This window comes from Streptomyces sp. GLSS-08 (assembly GCF_056387915.1).
In genome coordinates this window covers 386,156-397,623 of sequence record NZ_JBWJAQ010000004.1, presented here as the reverse complement: position 1 = coordinate 397,623, position 11,468 = coordinate 386,156, and the positions used below count along the sequence as shown (strand labels likewise).

10 protein-coding genes are annotated in these 11,468 nt (G+C 72.4%); 4 read left to right on the top strand and 6 right to left on the bottom strand.

Features of this window, described 5'->3' with window-relative positions; genetic code table 11:
* Positions 1 to 65 precede the first annotated feature (65 nt).
* Positions 66 to 707 carry a superoxide dismutase gene (locus tag AC0ZLC_RS09795; RefSeq protein WP_476751500.1) on the top strand — a complete coding sequence of 214 codons (642 nt, stop codon included), beginning with the start codon at positions 66 to 68 and terminating at the stop codon, positions 705 to 707.
* A 147-nt stretch (positions 708 to 854) separates the two neighbouring features.
* On the opposite strand, the gene AC0ZLC_RS09790 is transcribed toward AC0ZLC_RS09795, so the two are convergent.
* Complete coding sequence (locus tag AC0ZLC_RS09790; protein ID WP_476751499.1) at positions 855 to 1,499, bottom strand: mycothiol-dependent nitroreductase Rv2466c family protein; 645 nt, start codon at positions 1,497 to 1,499, stop codon at positions 855 to 857.
* Positions 1,500 to 1,637: 138 nt separating this feature from the next.
* Between AC0ZLC_RS09790 and pepN the strand changes: the two genes are divergently transcribed.
* Together pepN and AC0ZLC_RS09780 are read left to right on the top strand one after the other, a co-directional pair.
* Positions 1,638 to 4,211: an aminopeptidase N gene (gene pepN / locus AC0ZLC_RS09785; RefSeq protein ID WP_476751498.1), complete on the top strand. Its 2,574-nt coding sequence runs from the start codon at positions 1,638 to 1,640 to the stop codon at positions 4,209 to 4,211.
* A 226-nt stretch (positions 4,212 to 4,437) separates the two neighbouring features.
* On the top strand, positions 4,438 to 5,499 hold the full coding sequence (locus AC0ZLC_RS09780) for a hypothetical protein (RefSeq protein WP_476751497.1): 1,062 nt from the start codon (positions 4,438 to 4,440) through the stop codon (positions 5,497 to 5,499).
* A gap of 89 nt (positions 5,500 to 5,588) precedes the next feature.
* On the opposite strand, the gene AC0ZLC_RS09775 is transcribed toward AC0ZLC_RS09780, so the two are convergent.
* The 5 genes from AC0ZLC_RS09775 to AC0ZLC_RS09755 form a co-directional block, all read right to left on the bottom strand.
* The gene (locus AC0ZLC_RS09775; RefSeq protein WP_476751496.1) at positions 5,589 to 6,725 is read right to left on the bottom strand and encodes a serine hydrolase domain-containing protein; all 1,137 of its coding nucleotides are present in this window, start codon (positions 6,723 to 6,725) and stop codon (positions 5,589 to 5,591) included.
* Between the two features lie 101 nt (positions 6,726 to 6,826).
* The gene (locus AC0ZLC_RS09770; protein WP_476751495.1) at positions 6,827 to 8,608 is read right to left on the bottom strand and encodes a TIGR03767 family metallophosphoesterase; all 1,782 of its coding nucleotides are present in this window, start codon (positions 8,606 to 8,608) and stop codon (positions 6,827 to 6,829) included.
* Between the two features lie 231 nt (positions 8,609 to 8,839).
* Positions 8,840 to 9,298, bottom strand: coding sequence for an NUDIX hydrolase (locus AC0ZLC_RS09765; protein WP_476751494.1), 459 nt, complete (start codon positions 9,296 to 9,298; stop codon positions 8,840 to 8,842).
* Positions 9,299 to 9,307: 9 nt separating this feature from the next.
* The gene (locus tag AC0ZLC_RS09760; protein ID WP_476751493.1) at positions 9,308 to 10,186 is read right to left on the bottom strand and encodes a pyridoxamine 5'-phosphate oxidase family protein; all 879 of its coding nucleotides are present in this window, start codon (positions 10,184 to 10,186) and stop codon (positions 9,308 to 9,310) included.
* 14 nt (positions 10,187 to 10,200) lie between these two features.
* Positions 10,201 to 10,644 (bottom strand): VOC family protein, encoded by a 444-nt coding sequence (locus AC0ZLC_RS09755; RefSeq protein ID WP_476751492.1) that lies wholly within the window; start codon positions 10,642 to 10,644, stop codon positions 10,201 to 10,203.
* A gap of 127 nt (positions 10,645 to 10,771) precedes the next feature.
* On the opposite strand from AC0ZLC_RS09755, the gene AC0ZLC_RS09750 reads away from it, so the two are divergent.
* The gene (locus AC0ZLC_RS09750; RefSeq protein WP_476751491.1) at positions 10,772 to 11,335 is read left to right on the top strand and encodes a CGNR zinc finger domain-containing protein; all 564 of its coding nucleotides are present in this window, start codon (positions 10,772 to 10,774) and stop codon (positions 11,333 to 11,335) included.
* The last annotated feature ends 133 nt before the right edge of the window (positions 11,336 to 11,468 follow it).

The window sequence follows — 11,468 nt, the reverse complement described above, 5'->3', positions numbered from 1 at the left end:
AGACTCTTGCTGTTAGCGTGCAGTTGCAAGTAACTTGCAACAAGACGTCGGAGGGGATCCCTGGCATGGCCGTCTACACACTTCCCGAGCTGCCGTACGACTACGCCGCGCTCGCGCCCGTGATCAGCCCCGAGATCATCGAGCTGCACCACGACAAGCACCACGCGGCGTACGTGAAAGGGGCCAACGACACGCTGGAGCAGCTCGCGGAGGCGCGTGACAAGGAGACGTGGGGCGCGGTCAACGGCCTGGAGAAGAGCCTGGCGTTCCACCTGTCCGGGCACATCCTGCACTCGATCTACTGGCACAACATGACCGGCGGGGGCGGCGGCGAACCGCTGGCCGCGGACGGCGTGGGCGAGCTGGCCGACGCGATCACCGAGTCCTTCGGCTCGTTCCGGGCCTTCAAGGCGCAGCTGTCGAAGGCCGCGGCGACCACGCAGGGTTCGGGCTGGGGCGTCCTCGCGTACGAGCCGCTCAGCGGCAGGCTGATCGTCGAGCAGGTCTACGACCACCAGGGCAACGTGGGCCAGGGCGCGACCCCGATCCTCGTCTTCGACGCCTGGGAGCACGCCTTCTACCTGCAGTACCGCAACCAGAAGGCCGACTTCGTCGAGGCCATGTGGCAGGTCGTCGACTGGCAGGACGTCGCCCGCCGGTACGCCGCCGCCGCGTCCCGCACGGACGTGCTGCTGCTCGCTCCCTGAAGGGACCCCCCATCGTCCTGCTCGTGATCGTCTTCTCACCCTTCACGCGCAGGCGGAAAAGACGTGAGGCCCCCGCGAGGACGTGACTCGCGGGGGCCTCGCGCACGGGGCGCGCTCCGGCCGGGCGGCACGGGCGACCCCGGTGGCTCACAGGTTGCTGAAGTCCGGGCCCTTGGTGCGCGTGCGCTTGATCTCGTAGAAGCCGGGGACCGAGGCGACCAGCAGGGTGCCGTCCCACAGCTTGCCCGCGTCCTCGCCCTGGGGGGCCGGGGTGACCACCGGCCCGAAGAACGCGATCTGCTCGCCGTTCGCGCCCGGAACGGCGATCACCGGGGTGCCGACGTCCTGGCCGACCTTGTCGATGCCCTCCTTGTGGGAGGCGCGCAGCTGCGCGTCGAACTCGAAGTCCTCCTGGTCGGCGTAGTCGATCAGGTCCGCCGGGAGACCGGCGTCGGCGAGCGCCGCCGCGATCGCCTCGCGGGTCGCGTCCTCGCCCTGGTTGTGGAAACGGGTGCCGAGCGCGGTGTAGAGCGGGCCGAGGACGTCGTCGCCGTGCTTCTGCCAGGCCGCCGTGACCACGCGGACCGGGGCCCACGCCTTGGTGGAGAGCAGCTCGCGGTACTCCTCGGGCAGCTCGTCCAGCCTCGACTCGTTCAGGACGGCGAGGCTCATCACGTGCCAGCGGACCTCGATGTCGCGGATCTTCTCCACTTCCAGCACCCAGCGCGAGGTCATCCAGGCCCAGGGGCACAGCGGGTCGAACCAGAAGTCGACAGGAGTCTTCTCGGACATGGCTCTCCTCGTGAGGTCTGTTTCCCCAGGGCAACACCGGCACGCGCCCCGGCCATTCCCGGGTGCCCGCGGTCAGGAGCACATGGCAGGATCGGTCCTGTTCACGCGTACCGATCACGTCACGAAGGAGTGCCGCCCGTGCCCGGTGAGAATCTGTCCCGCGACGAAGCCCGGGAGCGGGCCGCGCTGCTGTCCGTCGACGGGTACGAGGTGTCCCTCGACCTGCGGTCCGCCGTGGGGGACGCCGGGAGCGAGCCGCGCACCTTCCGGTCCGTGACCACCGTCCGGTTCCGCTGCGCCGAGCCCGGCGCCGCCACGTTCGCCGACCTGATCGCCCCGAGCGTGACCGCCGTCTCGCTGAACGGCCGGGACCTGGACCCCGGTGCCGTCTTCGACGGTGCGCGGATCCGGCTGGAGGACCTCGCCGCCGAGAACGTGCTGGTCGTCGACGCCCAGTGCGCCTACTCCCGTACCGGCGAGGGCATGCACCGCTTCGTCGACCCGGAGGACGGCGAGGTCTACCTGTACACGCAGTACGAGCCCGCCGACTCCCGCCGGGTCTTCGCCACCTTCGAGCAGCCCGACCTCAAGGCGCCCTTCCGTGCCGAGGTGCGGGCCCCCGAGGGCTGGACGGCGTGGAGCAACGGCATCGGCGAACTGACGGACGGGGTATGGAAGTTCACCGAGACGAAGCCGATCTCGACGTACATCACGGCGTTCGTCGTCGGTCCGTACCACTACGTCACGGACCGCTACCTGCGCACCTTCGACGACGGTACGACGCTGGAGATCCCGCTCGGCGCGATGTGCCGCAAGGGCCTCGCCCCGCACTTCGACGCGGACGACGTCTTCCTCGTCACCAAGCAGGGCCTGGACTTCTTCCACGACCACTTCGACTACCCGTACCCCTTCGGGAAGTACGACCAGGCTTTCGTGCCCGAGTACAACCTCGGCGCGATGGAGAACCCCGGACTCGTCACCTTCCGGGAGGAGTTCATCTTCCGCGGCAAGGTGACGCAGGCGTCGTACGAGCGGCGCGCCAATGTCGTCCTGCACGAGATGGCGCACATGTGGTTCGGCGACCTGGTCACCATGCGGTGGTGGGACGACCTGTGGCTCAAGGAGTCCTTCGCCGACTTCATGGGCAGCTTCTCGATGGTCGAGGCGACCCGGTTCACCGACGGCTGGATCACCTTCGCCAACAACCGCAAGGCGTGGGCGTACCGCGCCGACCAGCTGCCGTCCACGCATCCGGTCACGGCCGACATCCGTGACCTGGAGGACGCCAAACTCAACTTCGACGGCATCACGTACGCCAAGGGCGCGTCCGTGCTCAAGCAGCTGGTGGCGTACGTCGGCCGGGACGCGTTCCTCGAAGGCGCCCGCCGCTACTTCAAGCGGCACGCGTACGGCAACACGCGCCTGGGCGACCTGCTGACGGTGCTGGAGGAGACCAGCGGACGCGACCTGGCCGCCTGGTCGCGGGCCTGGCTGCAGACCGCCGGCGTCAACTCCCTTACCCCGCAGGTGATCCTGAACGCGGAGGGCCGGATCACGGAGCTGGCCGTCGTCCAGGAGGCACCGGAGTCGCACCCCGAGGTGCGGCCGCACCGGGTGGCGGTGGGCCTGTACCGGCGCTCGTCCGGCGGTGCCGTGGAGCGGTACGCGCGCGCCGAGGTGGACGTCGAGGGCCCGCGCACCGTCGTCGGCGAACTCGCCGGTGCCGAGGCGCCCGACCTGGTCCTGGTCAACGACGACGACCTGACGTACTGCAAGGTGCGCTTCGACGAGAACTCGCTGGCGACGCTGCGGGAGCGGCTGGGCGAGATCGCCGACCCGCTCGCCCGCGCCCTGTGCTGGTCGGCCCTGTGGAACCTCACCCGCGACGGGCTCATGCCGGCCCGGGACTTCATCGGGCTGGTGCTGCGGTTCGCCGGGCGCGAGTCCGACATCGGCGTGCTCCAGATGCTGCACGCCTGGGCGCACTCGGCGCTCACCCACTACGCGGCGCCCGTCTGGCGGCCCGAGGGCGGCCGGCTGCTCGCGGACGGCGCGCTGAAGGAGCTGCGGATCTCCGAGCCGGGCAGCCAGGAACAGCTCACCTGGGCCCGGTTCCTCGCCCGCGTCGCGTCCGGCGCGGGCGATCTCCAGCTGCTGAAGGGGCTGGTGGAGGGCACGGCCAGGATCGACGGCCTGGACGTCGACCAGGAGCTGCGGTGGGCGTTCCTGGAGCCGCTCGCCGCGGCCGGTGAGGCCGACGAGTCGGTGCTGGCCGCCGAGCTGGCCCGGGACGACACCGCGTCCGGCAAGCGGCACCAGGTGCGCTGCCTTGCGGCCCGCCCGTCGGCGGCGGTCAAGGCGCAGGCCTGGGCGTCCGTCGTGGAGTCCGACGCGCTGTCGAACGCGCTGGTCGAGGCGACCATCGCGGGCTTCGGCCGGCCGTCCCAGCGCGAACTGACCGCGCCGTACACCGCGAAGTACTTCGAGGCGATCGAGCGCGTGTGGGCGGAGCGTTCCATCCAGATCGGGATGGACGTGGTCCGGGGCCTGTTCCCGGCCCTGCAGGACTCGCCCATGACGCTGGACGCGACGGACGCGTGGCTGTCCGCGCACGAGGGGGCGCCGCCCGCGCTGCGCCGCCTGGTCCTGGAGGCACGGGACGACCTGGCGCGCTCACTGCGCGCCCAGGCGTGCGACGCGGCCGCCGGCTAGCCGTCCCGGCTCCCCGGAGGGCACCGGTCTCGCCGGTGCCCTCCGTCGCTACGAGAGCGGCGGTTACCGGATACCTGTACGCACGGCCGCAACTCCGTCGGCTCCCTGGCCGGACCTGCCGTTTTCGGCAGTCGAACGTCCGTACTTTAGGACGGGCTTGTCCGGATTCGTCGACGGACGTGTAACAGCGGTTAAGGAACGGGTCGCGGGCGGAAAGCTCGGGGTCATGACGCACAACACCCCGCTCTCCCCCCGCCCCCTCCGTCACCTGTCCGAGGTGCAGCGGCGCGTGCTGACCACCGCGCAGCTGCGGGCGCGCGGTGTGACCGCCGCCGAGGTGAACGAGCAGTGCCGCCCGGGCGGCGCCTGGCAGCAGATCCTTCCCGGGGTCCACGTCCTGCACCCGGGCGCGCCCTCCGGCGAGGAGCGGCTGCACGCGGTCCTGATGTACGCGGCCCGCTCCCCGCTGCGGGCGGCGGCGCCCGGTGTCCCGGTCCAGCCGGGTGCAGAGGAGCCGCGCCGTCCGGCGTACCCGGACGTGTTGGTCACCGGTCTCGCCGCCCTCGCACTGCACGGCTTCTCCGGCACGCCCCCGCTGTCCTCCCTGGAGCGGATCGACGTCCTGGTCCCCCGGCTGCGGCGGCTGCGCTCGACGGGCTGCGCGCGGATCGTGCGCACCGCGGTGCTGCCGGTCCCCGAGCAGGTCGCGGGTGTGCCGCTCGCCCCGGTGCCGCGGGCCGTCGCCGACGCCGTGGCGGAGCCGTCGGACGCGGCCACGGTGCGCAGGCTGCTCACGGAGGCGGTGCGCGGCGGCCACTGCGAACCCGCCGCGCTGGTCCGGGAGCTGACGCAGGCCCGGCTGCTGAACCGGCCGCACGTGGTGGACGCCGTGGACTCGCTGCTGGCGGAGGGCCGTTCGATCGCCGAGGACCGCCTGCACCGCATGGTGCGCGAGTACGGCCTGCCCGACCCGGTGTGGAACGTGGACCTGCGGCTGCCGGGCGGCCCGCACCTGGGCGGTCTCGACGCGTACTGGCCCGAGCAGGCGGTGGCGGTGGAGCTGGACACCCGCGCGCCCCGCCAGGGCCTCGGGCAGGACGACGACGCGCTGTGGTCGGAGTACGCCCGTAAGCGGGAGCACCTGGAGCGGCTGGGCATCACGGTCGTCCACATCACCCCGCGCAAGCTGCGGGACGCGAGGGAGCAGCAGGCGGCGGTCGTGCGCACCGCGCTGATGGCGGCGGGCGACCGTGATCCGGCGGCGTATGTCGTGGTGCTGCCCCGGTAGTGACGGACCGCGGACACCCGGAGGGGAGAGGAGGGGCCACCGGACCGCCGGCGGCCCCTCCTCGTGCGTGCGGCCCGTCCCCGGGGGGGCTACTTGCCGCAGTACTCCGCCTCGATCACGGCGTTGCTGTCCCCCGACCAGTCGCCGTTGAAGTTGAAGGCGAGGGAGTGCCGGCCGTCGGCGGTGGTGACGGCTTCCGAGGTGGAGCCGTGGATGCCGCCGCCGTGGCCCCAGACGTGGACGCCGCAGCTCAGTTCGCGGTCGATGAGGCCCAGGCCGTAGCCGGCGCCCGGGATCTCGTCGACCCGGACGGTGGTCTTCATCTCCCTGAGCTGCTTCGGCGGGAGGAGCCTGCCGCGCAGCAGCGCGGAGTAGAAGCGGTTCAGGTCACGGGAGTCGGCGATCATCTCGCCCGCGGAGGAGGCGAGCGAGGGGTTGAGTTCGGTGACGTCGTACGTCGGCCCGGTCGTCGTGGCGGCGAGCTTGCCGTAGGCGCGGCTGCTGGGCCCGGGCACCTTGGGGTACGTGCCGGGTACGAGGGTGGCGCGCAGCCCGAGCGGCTCGATGACGCGGCGGCGGATCTCGGTCGCGTACGGGTGACCGGTGGCCTTCTCGATCACCAGGCCGGCGAGAACGTAGTTGGTGTTGGAGTAGTGCCAGGACGTGCCCGGGGCGAAGTGCGGCTCGTGCTGCATGGCGAGGCCGACGAGCTGCCGGGGTGTCACCGTGTCGAAGCGGTGCCGGAGGAAGCCGTCCTTGAGGAAGTGGGTGCGGGCGAAGCCCTCGTCCTCCGTGACGTTGTAGATGCCGCTGGTGTGGTTGAGGAGTTGGCGCAGCGTGATGCGGCCGCCGTCGTGGCCGTGGCCCCGCACCATGCCAGGGAGCCACTCGTCGACGGTGTCGTCCAGGGACAGCCGGCCCTCCGCCTCCAGTTGGAGCAGGACCGTCGCGACGAAGGTCTTGGTGATGCTGCCGACGCGGTACCGGTCGTCGGCGCGGCGGGGCGCGCCCGTCCTCAGGTCGCCGGTTCCCGAGGCCGCCTTCCAGGTGCCGTGCTCGTCCCCGGCCCGGGCGGTGACGCCCGGGACGCCGTCCCGTACGGCGGCGTCCATGGCCTGCCTGGTCGGCGTGTGGTCCCGTCCGGCGGGCGCCGCCGCCGCGGACCCCGCCAGCGTCACGGCCACCGCCACCGCGGTCGCCCCCACCAGTCCCGTACGCACTGACATGTGTTCCCCCATCGTCCTGTTCCCGTAAATGTGCACGGTCAGGGGGAGGGACCCGGCGGACGGGGCGGCAGTTGCCTGCCGCCCGGGCGGTTGAGTGCGTTTCAGCCCTTCTTGAGCACCAGTTCGGTGTTGCGGTCGCCGGGCGCGCCGGACAGGTCGGTGCGGGCGCCCGGTGCGTTGAAGGACAGTTCGCGGTAGAGCGCCGCGAGGCCCGTCTGGGTGAGGTCGGCGTAGTCCGTGCGGTGCGGGGCCGCGGACTCGACGAGGGTGGTGAAGAGGGAGACCGTGCCGTCCTTGTTGTCCACGACCTCGATGACGCGGGCGAGTTGGGGGAAGTCGACGTGCGAGGCGGTGGAGATCTCCCAGAAGGAGCCGCCGCCGGACGCGGTGTGCGGGGTGATGTCGTTCTTGTGGCTGTGGCCGTTGACCCAGGCCAGCACGTTGCGGTGGCCGCCGAGGAGGGCGAGCAGTTCGGCGCCGCCGTGGCGCTTCTCGCCGGGGTGCGCGGGGTCGGCGCGCAGGTTGCGCATGGTCTTGCTGGTGTGGTGGCTGAAGACGATGACGTACGAGTCCTTGTTGTCGCGCAGTGTCCGCTCCAGCCAGCGCAGCTGGGCCGTGCCGACCGAGCCCTCGTAGTGACCGCCGGGGTCGGTCGAGTCGAGGCTGACGCCGAGGACGTCGTCGGCGATGCGGAAGGCGTAGTACTGGGTGCCCGCGGCGAGGTTGGCCTGGGAGTAGCCGTGGCCGACCGGGCCGGGGCCGGTGTGGGCGGGGTCGAGGTGCGCGGCGAGGTACTCGGCCGGGGTGAAGGGCGCGCGCGCCTCGTCGGGGGTGACCGCACGCATGTGGCGGGCCTGGGACTTGAGCATCGCCCGGAAGTCGACACCCTTGGGGTCGCCGCCCTGCTTGACGTTCTTCCAGAGGGCGGCGCCCACGGTCTCGTCGAGGGTCATCAGTTTCCTGCCGCCGACGGCGAAGTCCGCGAAGAAGGAGTCGCCGGGCGCGTAGCAGCCGCCGGGCAGGGCGTCGTGGTTGCCGACAGTGGAGTACCACGGCAGGCCTAGGCCGGGGCTGCGCAGCTCGCGGACGGCCGCGTCGAGAAAGCCCCGGATGCGCGGGAAGCCGTGCTGCTTGTCGGCGTCGCGCAGGGCCGTGTCGGGCTGCCAGTACAGCTTGAGGTCGCTGTTCTGGACGCCTTCGTAGTGGCGCGGGTCCCCGGAGTTGGGGGTGATGCGGCCGCCGCTCATCACCTTGAGGAACCAGTCGAGTTCCGTCTTGGAGTTGTTGTCGGTGTTGTCGCCGGTGGTCATGACGAAGTGGAGCGGGGAGCCGGTGACGGGGGCTCCCCGCAGGCTGTTGACCCGCTCGACGAGGGAGACCGCGCCGGCCACCGACAGGGCTTCCTGGGGGCGCCAGGCGCTGGCGGTCTGGGCGCGCAGGTACTCGTAGCGCAGCGGGTGCTGCACGTCGACCAGATGCAGGTCGGTGAACTGGACGAAGGCGGCGAGTGCGGTGCGCCGTCCGGCGCGGCCCGTCCTCGGTGCGGCCAGCTCGCCGCGTACGACCCGCGGCCAGGCGGGGCCGTCGCCGAGCCGCCGGTAGCCGGAACCGGCGCGGGGCGCCGCGACCGAGCCCAGGGTGGTGCCGCGCGTGTAGGGCGCCAGGGGCACGGCGGGCGCCCGGCGCGACATGGCGACGGGTGCCTGGCCCGCGGCGGCCGGTGCCTGGCCGGCGGCGGCGTGTGCCTCGGCGGTGGGCCGCAGCGCGTACCCGACGCCCGCGGAGAGGGAGACCGCGCCGGCGGCGGCGAGCAGGGCGCGGCGGTCGAGGGATGCGGTGGTGGCGGAGGCGGCGGCTGTGGCGACAGAGCGTATGCGCGACATGGCGCGATCTCCCCGGGTACGAACGCGTCGGCAGTGGTCGCGGGGTCTCGTCTCACGAAATCCCCGCTCACACTGGATCGTTGGCACTGGGAATGACCTGCGCGTTAACTCGACAGCAACGCGCAACGCCGATCACCGTACGTGGATCTCCGTGTGCCCTGGGCGGCCACGGGCCCCTCTCCGAACGGCCGGGAGGCGGTCACTTTGCGTTCATCTTCCGGGGTACACGGCCTATGTTCCGGCGTCGGCGGGCCGTCCCGAGGCCGGGCGCCCGCGCCACAGGGCGAGGCCGACGTCGACCAGTTCGACGCGCTCCAGCGCGGGCACCGCGTCCAGTGGGTGCCAGGCCGCCATGTCGGTGGAGCCGTGGGTCTCGTGGCGCAGTTCGCCGCCGGTGATCCGGGCCTCGTAGACGATGCGCAGCCCGTGGAAGTCGGCGGTCCTGCCCAGCCGGCGCGGGTAGGCGCGGCGGACGGAGTCGACGCCGAGGAGGGTGACGGGCTCCACGGCGTAGCCGGTCTCCTCCTCGGCCTCGCGGACGAGGGTGTCGTAGGGGTCCTCGCCGTGGTCCATGCCGCCGCCGGGCAGGGTCCACCGCTTGCTGCCGTCGCCGGCCACCCAGCGGGCCAGCAGCAGCCGACCGTCCCGTACACACACGGCGTAGGCCGCCACCCGCAACTCCTCGTGCATGCGACGACGTTACGGCAGGACCGGGTTGGCCGGTGAGAGGGCGGGCGGTGACCAGCTCAACGGGCTGCCGCCGGCGGTCTCCACGGCCTCGGCGACGGCGAAGCGGACGGTCCGCTCGCCGGCGGGGCCGTACTCCGTGCGGGCGGTGCCCGTGAGCTGGAGCAGTGTCCCGGACGACCAGTCGAGGAAGAGCAGTCCCGCCCGCGGGTCCGCCTCCAGGTTGCCGAGGGTCAGGAACATCGAGTTGCCCGGGTAGTCGCGCCAGGCGAGCTCGTGGGGTGAATCGGCGTGCACGAAGCCGGGGTTGCCGCCCCGGTGGCTCACGTCGGCGCCGCGCGGGTGCACGCTCGCCAGGAAGAAGGTGTCGGCGGTGGCGATGAACTCCCGCTGGCCGGGGTTGAGTTCGCGGCCGTGGCGGGCCGTCCGGGGAGCACGGTCGACGGTCTCGTACTTCTCCCTCCGCTGGAGGTACTTGGGGCAGTTGGCGAAGACCTGGTCGGCCTCGACGGCCAGGCCGCGGGGCGTGGGGCGCGCCCGGCCGTTGAGGCGCATCCGGCGGCGGGTGCGCGGGTCGAGGGCGAGGGTGCCCACCGCCGTGCCCGGCGCGGAGAGCGCGTCCGCCAGCGGGTCACCGGGGCGGACCTCGCCCGCGACGGAGATCAGGCGGGGCCCGGTGGCTCGGACGAAGCCGGGCCGGCCGGTGACCAGGGACGCCCACACCCCGCCGCCCGCCGGGTCGGCGGCGCCGAGCACCAGCATCGGCTGCTGCTCCAGGAAGGCGGCCGCCACGGGCCGGATGCCCTGGCCGATCGACTGCCCCACGTGGTCGGCGAGGTCGCGGACACCGACCCGCTCCTGCACGGCGCGTGAACCGGGGTGGTACGTCACGACGCGCCCCTCTCCTAGAAGAAACCGCAGGTCGGAGCCGAGGACGAGGGCGTCGGCGCCTCCTCGGCGCCCTGGGGCGCGTAGATCTCCAGGCGGGTGCCGTCGGGGTCGTGGAAGAAGATGCCGCCGGAGGCCGAGCCCTCCCGGTGGGCGACCACGCCCTCGTACGCGAACTCGACGCCGTAGGCGCGCAGCGCCGTCTCGTGCTCCCTGACCCGCTCGACCGAGTCCGCCTCGAACGCCAGGTGGTGGAGGCCGGCACGGCCGCGGTCGTACGGGCCCTCGGCCTGCTGCCAGAGCGTGAGCGCGGGGCTGCCGCCCTCCCCCAGGAACGCGTACTCGCGGCCCTCTTCCCTGCCCTCGGCGATCACGCCGAAGCCGAGGACGTCCCGGTAGAAGCCGAGCGAGCGGTCGAGGTCGGTGACGCTGAGGCCGATGTGGCCGGTGCGCGGTGTCATGACAGTCCCCTCCGTCGGTGGGGCCCCCGAAACCGAGGGCTAACCCTTGTAATGGAGATTAGAGGTTAGACAGCGGGGACGCAACCGGTCACGTAGTCTTGACCGGTTAGCAGTGAAGGGAGCCCCCATGACCCCCGCGTCCCCGGCGTCCCCCGCGCCCAGCGCGCCGGACCCGCGCCCGCTCACCGGCGAGCCCCTCTCCCTCGACCTGCTCAACACCCGCTGGATGCACGAGGGCTCCGTGCGGGACCTGCTCACGGACACCGACGGCCTGACGGTGTGGCTGCGAGCCAACGGCCTGGACTTCCCGGCCGACGACGCCACCCTGCGACACCTCCTGCACACCCGCGACGCCCTGCGCGCCGCCGTCGACGGCTCCCTGGAGGACGGGGCGGACCGCATCGACGCGGTCCTCGCGCACGGGCGCGTCAGGGTGAGGCTGACCCCGCGCGGGCCCGGCGAGAGCGCCGAGTTCGAGGACGGCGCGTGGGGCCCCGCCTGGCTCGCCGCACGCGACTACCTGGAGCTGCTCGCCGCCGCCCCCGACCGCATCCGGCGCTGTGCCCACGGCTCGTGCATCCTGCACTTCTTCGACACCTCGCGGAACGGCACCCGCCGTTGGTGCTCGATGGCGGCGTGCGGTAACCGGGCGAAGGCGTCCCGCCACTACGCGCGCACGAAGGACGGCTGAGACCCGCGCCCGGTCGGCGCCAAGCCGCCGGGAACGCCCCTCCGTGTCCCGCTATGACCGCCGTGGCGTATGGCGGAAGTACGCCATGCCCTCATCCCGCCACGGTCAACTCTCCCCAAACAAGTGCCCCTTG